Here is a 14,717-nt window from a genome sequence, read left to right as displayed (position 1 = left end):
TTCACCAAAACATCGGAGACATCAGATGCCCCTGTCCCACGATGAAATCGCCCGGTTTCTGAAATCCGTTCATCCCTATGACGCGTTACCGGCTGATGCCCTGGATCAGATCGTAAAACAGATCGAGGTCTGGGAAGTCGAGGAAGACACCTCGGTCTATGAACTGGGTCATGCGCTTCCCGGTGTGTTCGTGATCTATGAAGGACAGGTTGAAATCACCGATGAGAATGGTGCCGTTGTCTCTCAACTGGGTTTGCGCAATTCTTTTGGAGAGCGCGGACTGCTGAAAGACGGTAAGGCAGCCACCAAGGCGCGTGCGCACACTCCGTCGGTCCTGATTGTTTTGCCACCGGATCTGGTGCGCGAGTTGATCGACGGTCACGATGTGGTCGCCAGGTTCTTCAACCGCACACGCGGCGACAGAAGTGGCCCGCAAAGCCTTGCGACCAGTTCCATTGATATTCTGATGGCACATAACCCGGCCACCTGCCCCGCGGATACGCCAGTTCAGAAAGCGGCGCAGATCATGCGCGATAAACACATCTCGTCGCTGTGCATCACAGACGGCGACACGTTGCAGGGCATCGCGACGCTGCGGGATATCTCGGGCAAATACGTTGCGGACGGCCTGCCTCCTTCCACGCCAATTTCCGAGATCATGACCGCGAACCCCGTCACCCTGTCACCCGGCGACATTGGTTCAGACGTGTTGCACATCATGATGGAACGCGGCATCGGCCACGTCCCGATTTCCGAGGGCGGTCGACTGGTCGGTATCGTCACACAAACCGACCTGACACATTACCAGGCCGTGAACTCGGCCGAACTGGTGCGACGCATCGCACAGGCAAATACCGCCGAAGATATGGCGCGAGTAACGGCGGAAATCCCACAGCTGCTGGTGCAACTGGTTGCAGGCGGGAACCGGCACGAAATAGTCACGCGCCTGATCACCGACATTGCCGACACGGTTACCCGGCGCCTTCTGGCCCTTGCTGAACAGAAACTGGGCCCGCCCCCTGTGCCGTATCTGTGGCTGGCCTGCGGCTCGCAAGGGCGGCAAGAGCAGACAGGCGTGTCGGATCAGGACAACTGCCTGATGCTGGATGACAGAGTGACCGATGCGGATATGGAATACTTTACAAAGCTGGCCAGGTTCGTGTCGGACGGGCTGGATACCTGTGGTTATTTCTATTGTCCCGGCGACATGATGGCGACCAATCCGCGCTGGTGTCAGCCGGTGCGTGTCTGGCGCGACTATTTCAAGGGATGGATCGCCAAACCAAACCCCGAAGCGCAGATGCTGGCATCAGTCATGTTTGACTTGCGCCCGATTGGCGGCGCGTTCGACCTGTTCGCCGACCTGCAGGCCGACACATTGGCCGCAGCTCGGGCCAATTCGATCTTCGTTGCGCATATGATCTCGAACTCGTTGAAACACACGCCGCCGCTGGGTTTGCTGCGTGGTTTTGCGACCATCCGGTCGGGCGAACATCGCAATACGCTGGACCTGAAACACAATGGTGTTGTTCCGGTCGTGGATCTGGCGCGGATCTACGCCTTGCAAGGCGAACTGCCCGAGGCCAATACCCGAGCCCGCCTTAAAGCGGCTGAGGCCAATGGCGTTCTCAGCGCGTCGGGCGCACGCGATTTACTGGACGCCTATGATCTGATCGCTGAAACCCGGCTTGAACACCAGGTCCAGCTGGTTAAATCGGGCAAGAAACCAGACAATTATTTGCCACCTTCCGATCTTTCGGACTTTGAGCGAAGTCATCTTCGTGATGCCTTTGTTGTGGTAAAAACGATGCAATCGGCGGTCGGCCACGGCAAGGGACTACTGGGCTGACATGCATCTGAAGAACGGAGTGACACGATGTTTCTGGAATTGATCGGCACTGTTTTTGCGGGCTTCGCTTTTGCGGGTATCGTTCTTGTGCTGAACAAGCTGACCGGAGGGCGGTTGCCGAAATGGGTTACTCCGGTCGCGGCGGGTTTGGGGATGATCGCTGTGACAATTTCCAGCGAGTATTCCTGGTATGACCGCACGCGCGAACAGCTTCCCGAGGAAATGGCAATCGTACAAGAGGTTGAAAGCCGCGCCCTCTACCGCCCGTGGACCTACGCCATGCCCTTCGTCGACCGCTTTGCCGCCATCGACACCGTGTCGGTGCGCACAAACGAAAACGTGCCCGACCAGCGGCTTGTCGATCTTTACTTCTTCGGCCGCTGGGCCCCGGTTTCAAAACTGCCCGTAGCCGTAAACTGTGCCGAGAATCGTCGCGCCAATCTTGCGGACGGTGCTGAGTTTTCCGATGACGGACGTCTGCTGAATGCAGACTGGATATCTGCCGGGCCTGCCGACCCCATCATCGACGCCACCTGCGGGGTTTGACCATGCTCACAGGGTTAAGCCTGAGGTTCAGGATATTTCTGTTTTTCTGTCTGCTCGCGCTCGGCGGGATATCAATCAGTTCCGCCGCCCTGTGGATCACCTATGCCCGGGCAGCGCAACCTGACCTGTTTGATGACTTCATCTTTGCCGAGGTTCTGATCGGGTTTGGATTACTGGCTTTGATCGCCGGTATCTGGCTGTTGTTTGACGACAATGTCGCCAAACCGATCGAACGGCTTTCAGCACAACTGCGGGCCCGCGCTCATGCCGGTGTCAGCACCGATCTGGACATGCAAGCCGCGCGATACCTGGGCGATCTGGCCCCAGCAGCGGCTGGCCTGGCCGAGCAACTTGCCGCAAATGCCATGCACACAGCCGAGGCGGTGGCCGCCGAAACCGCTCATCTGGCGGCGGAAAAACAGCGCCTTACTGCCCTTCTGACCGAAATCCCGGTCGCCATGTTGCTGGCCAGTCCGAAACACCAGATCGTTTTGTATGATGGTCAGGCAGCCGAGGTGCTGGCCCAGATCGCGCATCCCCGCCTGAACGCCTCGCTCTTCGAATACATCGAATCGACGGGGCTGACGGACGCGTATGGAAAGTTGTGCAAATCAGGTAAGGATGTTTTCTGCACCCTGACCAGCGTGGACGGCCGACAAACCTATTCGGCCCGAATGAAGCCACTGGGGGACGCACCCGGTTACATGCTGGTGTTCGAAGACAGCGTTGCCCGTATGTCGCCAGATGAGGCACGCCCACTGGTCTATGATTTCGAGTTGCTGGACACGCCGGGTGACGGTGCGTTCGAAAACCGCTCTTTGGTGGATTTGTGTTTTGTGGTCTTTGACACGGAAACAACCGGTTTGCTGCCGCACAAGGATGAGATCGTTCAAATCGGCGCGGTCCGCGTTGTGAAAGGCAAGATCGTTGCGGGCGAGCATCTGGACATGCTTGTTGATCCGGGCATTCCGATCCCTGCTGCCTCGACCCGCGTGCACAAGATCAGTGATCGCATGGTTCAGGGCGCGCCGGATATCGTCAAAGCCGGGCGTGTGTTTCACCAATTCTCACGCGATGCGGTGATCGTAGCCCATAACGCCCCGTTCGACATGGCGTTCCTGCGCCGCCATGCCAAGCGTATGGAAGTCGAATGGGATCATCCGATACTCGACACTGTGCTGCTGTCGGCTGTTTTGTTCGGCGCAAGCGATACACATACACTGGACGCAGTGTGCGAACGGCTGGACATCACTATCCCCGAGGCGCTGCGCCATACGGCATTGGGCGACGCGGTGGCAACGGCCGAGGCGCTGGTCAAGATGCTGCCCATTCTGCAGGCGCGCGGGCTGAACACCTTTGGCGAAGTCATCGTCCAGACCCGCAAACACGGACGTCTTCTGGAAGACCTGAATTAACACCGAAATTTGCAAATACCGTTCAGCTTTTCGTGGACAATCCGGGCCACGCATGGCACCTGATGCGCGGCCAAGGAACACGCGCGCGATATGACGGAAAAGATTTTCACACCGACCCCGGATCAAAGCCACGCCTTTCGTGAGGCGCTGGGATGTTTCGGAACAGGCGTCACCGTGATCACTGCGCAAACCGAAGACGGCCCACGTGCAATCACCGTAAACTCGTTCGCGTCAGTGTCCCTGAATCCGCCGCTGGTGTTGTGGTGCCTGGCCAGAGAGTCAAACCGCTTCGACACTTTCAGCACCTGCACGCATTACTCGATCCACGTGATGGCTCAGGATCAACAGGACCAGGCGCTTAGATTTGCCCGCGACGGTGTGGATTTCACCCATGCCGAATGGACGGCGGACGAGGCTGATCGCCCACAGCTGGCCAATTGTCTGGCACGGTTTGACTGCCGGTTGCATGCCCGGCACGAAGCCGGAGATCATCTGATCATTGTCGGTCATGTGGATCAGGTCATGTACCGCACCGGCAAGGGTCTGATCTTCAAGCGTGGTCAGTTCGGCGGGTTTGTCGACCCTTTCTAGTCGTCCAGCGACCCATGCACCGCCAGAACCTCTAGCTGTGCGTCTTGCGGAGTGATCACACGAAAGGCTTCGTGCACTCCTGTCTCAGACAATTCTCTGGCGACGGTCAGCAGCGTGTTGGCGGCATGGTCTTCACACAGCTCTGACATGTGATCGATTTCGTTCTGTGCCACGATCAATGCCGCTTCGACCGAGGGCGCTCCGTAATACTGCACGAAATGTTCTGCCAGATTGCGGGTGATCTGATCCCTTTCAGCCGCTTCGATCTGGGTTACCGCCACAAACGTCACTCGGCCAAAGGTTTCCAGCCCCAGCCAGCCATTCGCAAAAGCCTGACGCGCCTTACCTTCCAGATCCGCGCCGTTCCAGTTCGAAAACTCGAACCCGCCCGAAACGCACCATTCGCCCGTACGTGCCGGAGAATGGAACACGTTCATGTCGCTATCATCGAAATGGATCGCGCGGGCCAGTTTCATCGTCCGTTCTCCAATAGTTCCGTCAGCGGGCGCAGGCGGGTGTTGACCCCGTCGCGGATCAGCATTCCAAACCTCTCATCCGTGCCAAGGAATACACCGCCATCAACCAGTGGCTCACCTACGCCACGCAGCAGGCCCATCCATTCGGCATGCAGGGGCGCGTTGCCATCCTCCTGCCAGCGGTTGAGCCAGGTCAGCATATGGCGTGACCAGCTTTCGACCAGTTGCGTGGCCGAAACCTCGGCACAACCTTCATCATAAAGGGCTGTGACATCCGGCGTTTCGCCGGGCGCGGTGCTGGTTTGCATCAATGCGAGCTCCCAGCCGACAATCAGCCAATCCGGTTCTTCTTCCGCGTTTTCCCCGGAGGCCGAAACGCGGAACACACCGCATTTCGCACCATTCACACAAATCAGACCATCCCACCCCAGATGCACCGCCACTTCGGGTGGGGCCAGAGCGCCCAGCGCATTCTGAAACCCAACGGCACAAAGCGGCAGCATCGCCATCGCGTCCCGAAGCGGCACCTCGGGCGCGAAAACGATCGCGACACGCAGGTAATCGGCCTGAATGTTATAAACAACCGCCCCCGCATCGCAGCCCAAAGCCGCCATAGCCTGGGCGCGTTCAAACGGGTCTTCCCCACCCTGAACCGGGTGACCCGTCAACAAAGGGGGAAAGACCGGTTGGCTCATGCGGTACCTTTGGCGATCATGTCGCGGGCGATCTTGCGGAAAGCCTCGGCCTGAGGGCTGTCTGGTTTGCTGACCACAATAGGCGCACCCCCGTCTGCGGCGATACGAATGTCCAGATGCAACGGGATTTCACCCAGCAGCGGCACGCCCATCGCCTCGGCCTCGGACTTGACACCACCATGACCAAAGACGTGTTCTTCATGCCCACAGTTCGAACAGATATGCGTGGACATGTTTTCGATCATCCCAACGATAGGCGTCTTGAGCTGATTGAACATGTCGATTCCCTTGCGGGCATCAATCAGCGCCACGTCCTGCGGCGTCGAGACGACAATAGCGCCGTCCACCTTGAATTTCTGGCTCAGCGTCAGTTGCACGTCGCCGGTACCGGGCGGCAGGTCGACGATCAGCACGTCCAGGGCACCCCATTGCACCTGGCTCATCATCTGTTGCAGCGCCCCCATCAGCATCGGCCCGCGCCAGACAACGGCCTGCCCTTCATTGGTCATCAACCCCATCGACATCATGGTGACGCCGTGGTTGCGCAGAGGCAGGATGGTCTTGCCATCGGGGCTGGCCGGACGGCCCGAGACACCCAACATCCGAGGCTGCGACGGCCCGTAAACATCCGCGTCCAGCAAACCCACGCGCCGCCCTTCTGCGGCCAGCGCACAGGCCAGATTGGCCGACACGGTGGATTTGCCCACACCCCCTTTGCCAGAAGCAACCGCAATGATCCGGTCGACACCGGGAACGGCCTGCGGTCCAGTTTGCGAGGGCTTGGGTTTCGGCTTCAGGTCCGGCGGCGCCTTATCGGAATGCGCAGTCATCAGGGCCGAAACATTTACGACGCCCTCAACCATCTGTGCGGCCTTTTCAGCTGTTGCGCGCACAGGTTCCATCTTTTCGGCATGCTTCGGGTCGATCTCAAGGACAAAGCGAACCGTATCGCCCTCGACATTCAGCGCACGCACGATGCCCGCACTGACAATGTCCTGACCTGAAACCGGATCGGTGATCTTTTTCAGGTTCGCCAGAACCGCGTCACGAACACTCACGCTGTTCTCTCCTTGGTATGCCCCGCCGACAGGGGCGTGCGTGTCGACATGTATTGGTCGCCGCTCATTGCATGTGTCTCCGTCTCTTTCTGTTCATTTGACGCGTAACAGCCTTCATAGTTAGGCTAAACCATGCGCCTTGTCTTGTTGTGCCTGAGCCTGACGCTCACCGCCACCCCCTCCTTGTCGCAGGAGGCGATTGGCCTTGCGGCTCCGGCAGAGGTTAACGACTCCGGTCTGTTGCAACATATCCTTCCTCGCTTCTCTCTCAAGACCGGGATACGCGTTGTCGCAGATGATGCCGGTGCCATGGCGCTGGTAACCGAACCACCCGGCGATCCTGTCTTTGCCCGTGGTGGCGTGGTTTATCACCTGCGGATCGAAGGCGATGACCGTCAAATCCGGTTTCGCGACTGGCTGCAATCAGAGATCGGCAAGCGCACTGTCGAAGGTTTTCTTCCTGTAGTGGGTGAACCGTTCAGCGCCAGCTTTGATCCCAAGGTCACCCAGTTGGACGATACCCTGGACGGCAACACCGTGTTGGGCGAAGAACTGTCGATGACCCATTGTGGTCGATGTCATGTGATTGGCCCCCGCAATCGGATGAACGGGCTTGGCTCGACCCCCTCTTTCGCCGTCCTGCGCGCGATGCCGGATTGGTCGGAACGGTTCGAAGCTTTCTTTGCCCTCAATCCCCACCCCGCATTCACGCAGATCGACGGGTTGACACCGCCCTTTGATCCCGAGCGCCCATCCCCAATTCACCCGGTCAAGATGACGTTGGACGATCTTGAAGCCATCCTGGCTTTTGTTTCGCGCATAGACGCCGCTGATCTGGGCGCGCCGCTAGAGCTTCAGTGATCCTTTCTATCCGAATAGTAATCCTCGGTGGTAACGACCCGAGGCTTGGGTTTTGACTGGAACGGATTGTCCTGCTGCTGGAAATGAGCATTCACCCGGCAATTGTCGCACATCTGGATCATCCGTGCCTGATCCGATGTGGCAAACATCGGGTGCGTGCCCGAAAGCTTTTCCATGATCCGTTCAACGGTTGATTTCACCCCGAACAGAGCCCCGCATTCGATGCAGGCAAACGGTTCCTCCTCGTTCAGGACCTGCTGAGACAGGGCAGCGTCGCTCAGATCCAGTTGCGGCACCAAGGTGATCGCGTCTTCGGGGCAGATCGTCTTGCACATTCCGCATTGCAGGCACGCATCCTGCTGAAAGTTCAACTGGGGCTTGTCAGGGTTATCCATCAAAGCCCCGGACGGGCACAGCGACACGCAACTAAGACAGAGCGTGCAACTGTCTGTATTCACAGCAACGGCACCGTAAGGCGCACCTTCAGGCAATGGCAGCGGGGCTTTGGCCTGCGGGTTCAGGGCCTGTGCTGCCAGCCGCGCGATTTGTCGGCGGTTGCCAAGTGGCAAGACCGGATTTGCCAACGGTTCGGGGACATTTTGCGCATACAGCAAGTCTGCCATCGCATCAGGGTCCACCTCCTCGATCAGCCCGATCGCATCCGAACTGGTTATGGCACGTGCCAGTTCAATTTCGCGATCCAGCGCATCCCGTTCGGTCTTCGGGGCCAGCAACACATCCACACGCGCAAATCCATGTGCCAGCGCGGCCAGCATTTCCGAATGGCCGAACCCGGATATCACTTTCAATTCCAGCGGGATAACATCCGCAGGCAATCCCCGGCCGAACCTTGCTGTAAGCCTTATCATTTCGGCACCGTAGGCGTCGTGCACAAGCAACCGGGGTGCGATTCCGCCTGCCCTTCGGTACGTGCGTTCCAGAATATGCATCCGTGACAGCAAGGCCGAAACAGGTGGATCTTCATAGGTTATCGCCGATGACGGGCAGACCGCCGCGCATTCGCCACACCCGGCGCAGACCATCGGATCAATCGCCACATGCTCGCCCGAGGGTGTGATTGCACCGGTTGGGCAGATATCCAGACAGTTTGAGCATCCGACCTGTTCCGCCCGCGAATGGGCGCAAAGTGTTTCCTCCAGTCGCACGTACAGAGGTTTTTCGAATGTTCCGACCAGTTGGGCGGCGTCAAAAGCCAGACGTTCTACAGAAACCGCATCCTTGGGATCAGCCCGCAAATACCCTTCGCGCTTGGCCGGAGCCTGCACAAAGGGCGTGCCCCCCGTCAGGTCAACAATGATATCGCAGGCCGATTGCGCCCCATCTCTTGGTTCCGTCCAATTGAAAGCACCTCTGCCTGCGGGAACCACTTGCTGCACATTGTCCAGACGCAAGGAAAACCCACCCAGAGCACCCGAAACAGACCGCAATTGTCCCCGAATGACATCGAAGGCCCGAGAGTCTGGCTCAGCCTGATCCGTGACCAGAACGGTTACCGCCAGTGTTCGGGCCAACCTTTCCGCCAGTCCAAAGGCAACGGTACCAGGACCAATGATAAAACACGTGCCTTCGCTGATAACATCAACGCTGGGCGTCACCGGTTGCGGCAGGAACGCTTCGGCAGCTAAGGCAGCCATTTTGGCCGTCGCATCCGCGCCCTGATCGGACCAACCGGCGCGATCCCGCAGGTCGACAAAGCCGGGAATTTCGACATTCATATCTTCGGCAAGCGACCGGAACACCTCTTGTTCCTGCAGACAGGCGATGACGGTATCGCCCTCTTGCATCAAGGATGCAGCAGATTGCAGTTCTTTTGTGCAAAGCGCGGTATGCACCTTTGAACAGGTAATCCCGCAGGCGCTTTCGATCCTGTCCGGATCCAGCGCCTGAGTTCCCGCGCAATCGCAGAGCAAAAGTTTCGTGCCCATGTCCCCTCCCTCGGGAAGCAGTCCCGATCCTTTGCACTTTAGGCTGCATTCCCGCCTTTGCACTTTAGGCTGCATTCCCGATGAAGCAACTTCAACCCTGCGAAGTGCACAGCGCGCCCGGCAGAGTTTCGCGGCAAAATCCCATAAAACAAAAGCCTTCTCAGGCTTTGATCACGAAGACGCTACCGGGAATACGACCAAAGTATTAAAGCGCAGGCTTGGCACGTGGCTATTTTGTGTACCATAGTGGACATGGAAAGGCAGGGGAGAGCCTTTCGGGGAGGATCCAGTGGCCAAGGCCGCAAGCCAGATCGACATGCCGGTTGGCGTCATTGTGCGCAAAACACCCGGGGTCACACGTTGGGCCCGCTGGAACTGGCGCGCGGTCGCCGTGTTGCCCGGTGCAGGGCCAGCCGATTGGCAGGAACTGCGCCGCGAAGGCGAGGCGGTCGAATACCACGCTGCCACCCTTCCCCTGACCCTCTGGGCGGACGAGACTGAAGCCTACCTGGTCAACCTGTCGGACGGGCAACCCTCGATCTATCTTGTACTGCGGAATGAGCTGAAGGGCGACACGCCCCTGAATGCAGTTCTGATCACCGCTTCTCCGTTCCAGGGGCAGGATTACGCGGACACCGGCGAAGAGATTGTCGAGAAAATCCCAATGACCGAAGGGTTGATCGCCTGGGTACGGGATTTCACCCTGAAACATCACCAGCACGAAGTGTTCGTCAAGCGCCGTCGCGACAGAAAGCGAACCGATTTGGTGGAGGATGGTAAGGGCGACGCGCGTATCCGGCAGGCATCGGATGTTTTCCGCGCCCCGAGACGGGTGCTGCAATGACAGAGCGGCGTGATTTCTGGTCGCGCCGAAAGGCTGCCGTTCAGGCCGAAGCTGAAGCCGAGGCGCTGGCCCTTGAAGAACAAGTGATCGCAGCCCATCACGCTGAACTTGAAGAAAAGAGTGACGTTGAGATTTTGGCCGAATTCAACCTTCCCGATCCCGATACCCTCGGACCCTGCGATGATGTTTCGGGCTTTATGTCCAAGGCAGTGCCTGATCGCCTTCGGCGCCGCGCCCTGCGGCGGTTGTGGCGGCTGAACCCTGTTCTGGCAAATGTCGACGGGCTGGTTGATTACGGCGAGGACTACACCGATGCCGCCTGCGTGATCGAAAACATCCAAACCGCCTATCAGGTTGGAAAAGGCATGCTGGCGCATGTCGAGGCACTGGCCGCCGACGCGCAAGAAACGGAAGAAAACGAAATCGAGGCTGATACGCTCTCTGAACCTGAGGTCGTGCCGGTTGACCCTGATCCCGTGCCACAGCCGGTTTCAGTTGCTCAGGTAGAAGAGCCGGAAGAACTCGAGCGTCCCCCGTCGCCACGTCGAATGACATTTGAATTTGAAGGATGACCGAATGACCGCAAGTGACGCGCACACTCTGGATGTTTCAGCCGAGGATCGACTGCGCGCGGATTTCTATAACTTTCTGGGTCTGTTACTGGCAGGTCCTCCGGATCAGATGTTGCTGGACCAAATGGCTGGTCTGGTCGGAGATGACACGGATCTCGGCAAGGCCGTTCAATCCATGGCACGGGTTGCTAAGGTCACCAAGCCAGCCGCTGCCGAACGGGAATTCAATGCGTTGTTCATCGGATTGGGCCGGGGTGAGTTGCTGCCATATGCCAGCTTCTACCTGACGGGCTTTTTGAACGAGAAACCCTTGGCTCAGCTGCGCAATGACATGGCGGTTCGCGGGATCACACGTGCCCAAAACGTGTTCGAGCCCGAAGATAACATCGCCTCATTGATGGAGATGATGGCCGGAATGATCGTCGGGCGTTTTGGCGGCCCGGCTTCCCTGGATGACCAAAAGGCATTCTGGAGCAAGCACATCGGCCCCTGGGCCACGCATTTCTATTCGGATTTGGAAGCAGCCGAGAACTCGGTTCTTTATGCATCCGTCGGCACTGCCGGTCGGGTGTTCATGGAGATCGAGCGCGAAGCGTTCCGGATGACGGCGGGGTAACCCGCACATCGCCGGTGTCCTATGGGCGCCAAACCGCAATTGGGAAAGGAGGTTCCCATGAGCAAGACCAAGGAAGAAGGCGCCACCCGCCGTGACTTCCTCAAACTGGCCGGAACCGCAGCACCCGCTGCCGTTGCCGCCGCCAGCCTGACCGGGAAGGCCGAAGCCGCCGCGCTGCCGACCGACGAAACCCGCATTCAGGATACTGCGCATACACGCGCATACATCGAGAGCACCCGGTTCTAGGACTGGACGCTTTCACACCCGACAGACGGTTGCGATTGGCCCTGACGTCGGCTTCAGCAGTACCAAGCCAGCCGTGGCTTACACGGCGCGCAAGGGAGGAAAGACATGCTTAGGAAAAAGACCAACGGGGTTGCGAGACGCCCCCAGCGGACAAGTATCCTGTCCCAGGTCGGCGAGAAAACCGTCGATCGCCGCGCATTCCTGCGTGGCTCGGGCCTGACGATCGGCGGCCTTGCCGCGATCAGCGCCACAGGTGGAACCGTGACGCCAGCCAGTGCCCAGACGGCGGCCAAACAGGCCGTTGAAAACATCAAATCCGTATGCACCCACTGTTCGGTCGGCTGTACCGTCGTTGCCGAAGTACAGAACGGTGTCTGGGTCGGGCAGGAACCCGGCTGGGATAGCCCGTTCAACCTGGGTGCACACTGTGCCAAGGGGGCTTCGGTTCGCGAGCACGCCCATGGCGAGCGCCGCCTGAAATATCCGATGAAAAAGGAAGGCGGCGAGTGGAAGCGCATCAGCTGGGAAGAGGCGATCAACGAGATCGGCGACGGCATGATGTCGATCCGCGAAGAATCCGGGCCCGACAGCGTGTATTGGCTGGGCTCAGCAAAACACAATAACGAACAGGCCTATCTGTTCCGCAAATTCGCTGCCTACTGGGGCACGAACAACGTGGATCATCAGGCCCGTATCTGTCACTCGACCACTGTTGCGGGTGTTGCGAATACATGGGGCTACGGCGCCATGACCAATTCGTATAACGACATCCACAACTCGCGCGCCATCTTCATCATCGGCGGCAACCCGGCCGAGGCGCACCCTGTCTCTCTGCTGCACGTTCTGCGCGCGAAAGAGCAGAACAACGCACCGCTGATCGTCTGCGACCCGCGATTTACGCGCACCGCGGCCCATGCGGATGAATATGTCCGTTTCCGCCCGGGTACAGACGTTGCGCTGATCTGGGGTATCCTGTGGCACATCTTCGACAACGGTTGGGAGGATAAAGAGTTCATCCGCACCCGTGTCTGGGGTATGGACCAGATTCAGGATGAGGTGGCCAAATGGACGCCTGAAGAAACAGAACGCGTCACTGGCGTGCCTGGCTCGCAACTGAAACGTGTTGCCCGAACAATGGCCAACAACCGCCCCGGCACGGTCATCTGGTGCATGGGCGGCACGCAGCACACCAACGGCAACAACAACACCCGCGCCTATTGCGTGCTTCAGCTTGCGCTGGGCAACATGGGTACCTCGGGTGGTGGCACCAATATCTTCCGCGGCCACGACAACGTGCAGGGCGCGACAGACCTTGGTGTGTTGTCCCACACCCTGCCCGGCTATTACGGCCTGTCTGCGGGCGCATGGGGTCACTGGAGCCGCGTCTGGGGTGAAGACCTGGATTGGCTGAAGGGCCAGTTCGCCACGATCAAGGGCAAAGACGGCAAGGACAAACCGCTGATGAATGAAAGCGGTATCCCGGTCTCTCGCTGGATCGACGGTGTTCTGGAAGATCCTGCGAACATGGATCAGGACAACAATGTCCGTGCCATGGTTCTGTGGGGTCACGCGCCGAACTCGCAAACACGGGGTCCGGAAATGAAAACGGCAATGGAAAAGCTGGACATGCTGGTCGTGATTGACCCGTATCCCACTGTCTCGGCCGTTCTGCATGACCGCACCGATGGCGTCTACCTTTTGCCCGCCTGTACGCAGTTCGAAACCCGTGGCTCGGTCACCGCGTCAAACCGCTCGTTGCAGTGGCGTGACAAGGTCGTTGATCCGCTGTTCGAAAGCCTGCCGGACGAGGTCATCATGGCCAAGTTCGCCAACAAGTTCGGCTGGGCGGATCGCCTGTTCCGCAATATCGAGATGGAAGACCCCGAGACCCCGAATGTTGAAAGCATCACGCGTGAATTCAACTCGGGCCTCTGGACCATCGGATATACCGGGCAGTCGCCAGAGCGTTTGAAAAGCCATATGGCCAATCAGCACACGTTCGACCGAACCACGCTGCAAGCCATTGGTGGACCAAACGACGGCGAATATTATGGTCTGCCCTGGCCGTGCTGGGGAACCGCTGAGATGGGTCATACGGGGACCCCGAACCTCTATGACATGTCCAAACCGGTGGCCGAAGGCGGCCTGACCTTCCGCGCCAGGTTCGGAGTGGAACGCGATGGCGACAACCTGCTGGCCGAAGGGGTCTATAGCGTTGGATCAGAAATTCAGGACGGATACCCTGAATTCACGATGCAGATGCTGATGGACCTTGGCTGGGACGGCGACCTGACGGCTGAAGAACGCGCTGCAATCGATGCCGTTGCAGGCCCCGAGACCAACTGGAAAACCGACCTTTCGGGCGGTATCCAGCGGGTGGCGATCAAGCATGGCTGTGCGCCCTTCGGGAACGCCAAGGCCCGCGCGGTCGTCTGGACCTTCCCGGATCCGATCCCACTGCATCGCGAGCCGCTTTATACGAACCGGCGTGATCTGGTGGTGGACTATCCAACCTACGAGGACCGGCACGCCTATCGCCTGCCCACCCTTTATGCTTCGATCCAAAAGAACGACTTTTCAAAGGATTACCCGATAATCCTGACGTCAGGTCGTCTGGTCGAATATGAAGGCGGCGGCGATGAAAGCCGATCTAACCCATGGCTTGCTGAACTTCAGCAGGACATGTTCGTCGAGATCAACCCGCGCGATGCCAACAACCTTGGCATTCGGGACGGGCAACAGGTCTGGGTAGAAGGTCCGGAAGGCGGTAAGGTCAAGGTGATGGCAATGCTGACCAATCGGGTTGGTGCCGGTGTCGCCTTCATGCCTTTCCACTTTGGCGGCCATTTCCAGGGCGAGGACTTGCGGCACAAATACCCCGCCGGTGCTGACCCCTATGTTCTGGGCGAAAGTTCCAACACCGCCCAGACTTATGGCTATGATTCAGTGACCCAGATGCAGGAGACCAAGTGTACTCTCTGCAAGATCTCGGCAGCGTAAGG

Annotated in this window: 14 protein-coding genes; 10 read left to right on the top strand and 4 right to left on the bottom strand. The window is 58.7% G+C overall.

Features of this window, described 5'->3' with window-relative positions:
• Positions 1-25 precede the first annotated feature (25 nt).
• From ACR0ES_RS00325 to ACR0ES_RS00310, 4 genes are all read left to right on the top strand, one after another.
• On the top strand, positions 26-1,849 hold the full coding sequence (locus tag ACR0ES_RS00325) for a DUF294 nucleotidyltransferase-like domain-containing protein (protein WP_480869172.1): 1,824 nt from the start codon (positions 26-28) through the stop codon (positions 1,847-1,849).
• 27 nt (positions 1,850-1,876) lie between these two features.
• Entirely contained in the window at positions 1,877-2,395 is a 519-nt protein-coding gene (locus ACR0ES_RS00320) for a hypothetical protein (RefSeq protein WP_267364034.1), read from the top strand.
• Positions 2,396-2,397: 2 nt separating this feature from the next.
• Positions 2,398-3,810, top strand: a complete 1,413-nt coding sequence (locus tag ACR0ES_RS00315) for a 3'-5' exonuclease (RefSeq protein ID WP_480772598.1) — start codon at positions 2,398-2,400, stop codon at positions 3,808-3,810.
• Between the two features lie 90 nt (positions 3,811-3,900).
• On the top strand, positions 3,901-4,401 hold the full coding sequence (locus ACR0ES_RS00310) for a flavin reductase family protein (RefSeq protein WP_480869170.1): 501 nt from the start codon (positions 3,901-3,903) through the stop codon (positions 4,399-4,401).
• On the opposite strand, the gene ACR0ES_RS00305 is transcribed toward ACR0ES_RS00310, so the two are convergent.
• Genes ACR0ES_RS00305 through ACR0ES_RS00295 form a run of 3 tightly spaced genes read right to left on the bottom strand, consistent with a single transcriptional unit; the run spans position 4,398 to position 6,630 of the window.
• A complete protein-coding gene (locus ACR0ES_RS00305; RefSeq protein WP_480869168.1) occupies positions 4,398-4,877 on the bottom strand; it encodes a DUF6505 family protein in 480 nt (159 codons plus the stop codon). The two genes, ACR0ES_RS00310 and ACR0ES_RS00305, sit on opposite strands and share 4 nt — an antisense overlap.
• Positions 4,874-5,572: a biotin/lipoate--protein ligase family protein gene (locus tag ACR0ES_RS00300; protein ID WP_480485891.1), complete on the bottom strand. Its 699-nt coding sequence runs from the start codon at positions 5,570-5,572 to the stop codon at positions 4,874-4,876. Before ACR0ES_RS00300 ends, ACR0ES_RS00305 begins: the two co-directional genes overlap by 4 nt.
• Complete coding sequence (locus ACR0ES_RS00295; RefSeq protein ID WP_480485893.1) at positions 5,569-6,630, bottom strand: Mrp/NBP35 family ATP-binding protein; 1,062 nt, start codon at positions 6,628-6,630, stop codon at positions 5,569-5,571. Before ACR0ES_RS00295 ends, ACR0ES_RS00300 begins: the two co-directional genes overlap by 4 nt.
• A 132-nt stretch (positions 6,631-6,762) precedes the next feature.
• Here ACR0ES_RS00295 and ACR0ES_RS00290 point away from each other — a divergent pair, with 132 nt between their 5' ends.
• Complete coding sequence (locus ACR0ES_RS00290; RefSeq protein ID WP_480869167.1) at positions 6,763-7,491, top strand: hypothetical protein; 729 nt, start codon at positions 6,763-6,765, stop codon at positions 7,489-7,491.
• Here the strand turns inward: ACR0ES_RS00290 and ACR0ES_RS00285 are convergent.
• Positions 7,485-9,437 (bottom strand): 4Fe-4S binding protein, encoded by a 1,953-nt coding sequence (locus ACR0ES_RS00285; RefSeq protein WP_480537660.1) that lies wholly within the window; start codon positions 9,435-9,437, stop codon positions 7,485-7,487. The two genes, ACR0ES_RS00290 and ACR0ES_RS00285, sit on opposite strands and share 7 nt — an antisense overlap.
• Positions 9,438-9,726: 289 nt before the next feature.
• Here ACR0ES_RS00285 and ACR0ES_RS00280 point away from each other — a divergent pair, with 289 nt between their 5' ends.
• From ACR0ES_RS00280 to ACR0ES_RS00260, 5 genes are all read left to right on the top strand, one after another.
• Entirely contained in the window at positions 9,727-10,281 is a 555-nt protein-coding gene (locus tag ACR0ES_RS00280; RefSeq protein ID WP_267365561.1) for a DUF3305 domain-containing protein, read from the top strand.
• Positions 10,278-10,853, top strand: a complete 576-nt coding sequence (locus ACR0ES_RS00275; protein WP_480545649.1) for a DUF3306 domain-containing protein — start codon at positions 10,278-10,280, stop codon at positions 10,851-10,853. The genes ACR0ES_RS00280 and ACR0ES_RS00275 overlap by 4 nt, the downstream gene beginning before the upstream one ends.
• A gap of 4 nt (positions 10,854-10,857) precedes the next feature.
• Entirely contained in the window at positions 10,858-11,469 is a 612-nt protein-coding gene (locus tag ACR0ES_RS00270; protein ID WP_209595960.1) for a TorD/DmsD family molecular chaperone, read from the top strand.
• A 57-nt stretch (positions 11,470-11,526) separates the two neighbouring features.
• On the top strand, positions 11,527-11,715 hold the full coding sequence (locus ACR0ES_RS00265; protein WP_209504175.1) for a ubiquinol-cytochrome c reductase iron-sulfur subunit N-terminal domain-containing protein: 189 nt from the start codon (positions 11,527-11,529) through the stop codon (positions 11,713-11,715).
• 105 nt (positions 11,716-11,820) lie between these two features.
• Positions 11,821-14,715, top strand: coding sequence for a formate dehydrogenase subunit alpha (locus ACR0ES_RS00260; protein WP_480869165.1), 2,895 nt, complete (start codon positions 11,821-11,823; stop codon positions 14,713-14,715).
• Positions 14,716-14,717 lie beyond the last annotated feature (2 nt).

It is taken from the genome of Ruegeria sp. N7 (assembly GCF_056531345.1).
This window is presented reverse-complemented; position numbering and strand designations above follow the sequence as displayed.

Coding starts and splice junctions, on each gene's coding strand:
- ACR0ES_RS00270 (WP_209595960.1), top strand. CDS start 10,858: ATGACCGCAAGTGACGCGCACACTCTGGATGTTTCAGCCGAGGATCGA.
- ACR0ES_RS00310 (WP_480869170.1), top strand. CDS start 3,901: ATGACGGAAAAGATTTTCACACCGACCCCGGATCAAAGCCACGCCTTT.
- ACR0ES_RS00285 (WP_480537660.1), bottom strand. CDS start 9,437: ATGGGCACGAAACTTTTGCTCTGCGATTGCGCGGGAACTCAGGCGCTG.
- ACR0ES_RS00275 (WP_480545649.1), top strand. CDS start 10,278: ATGACAGAGCGGCGTGATTTCTGGTCGCGCCGAAAGGCTGCCGTTCAG.
- ACR0ES_RS00305 (WP_480869168.1), bottom strand. CDS start 4,877: ATGAAACTGGCCCGCGCGATCCATTTCGATGATAGCGACATGAACGTG.
- ACR0ES_RS00300 (WP_480485891.1), bottom strand. CDS start 5,572: ATGAGCCAACCGGTCTTTCCCCCTTTGTTGACGGGTCACCCGGTTCAG.
- ACR0ES_RS00325 (WP_480869172.1), top strand. CDS start 26: ATGCCCCTGTCCCACGATGAAATCGCCCGGTTTCTGAAATCCGTTCAT.
- ACR0ES_RS00320 (WP_267364034.1), top strand. CDS start 1,877: ATGTTTCTGGAATTGATCGGCACTGTTTTTGCGGGCTTCGCTTTTGCG.
- ACR0ES_RS00260 (WP_480869165.1), top strand. CDS start 11,821: ATGCTTAGGAAAAAGACCAACGGGGTTGCGAGACGCCCCCAGCGGACA.
- ACR0ES_RS00265 (WP_209504175.1), top strand. CDS start 11,527: ATGAGCAAGACCAAGGAAGAAGGCGCCACCCGCCGTGACTTCCTCAAA.
- ACR0ES_RS00290 (WP_480869167.1), top strand. CDS start 6,763: ATGCGCCTTGTCTTGTTGTGCCTGAGCCTGACGCTCACCGCCACCCCC.
- ACR0ES_RS00315 (WP_480772598.1), top strand. CDS start 2,398: ATGCTCACAGGGTTAAGCCTGAGGTTCAGGATATTTCTGTTTTTCTGT.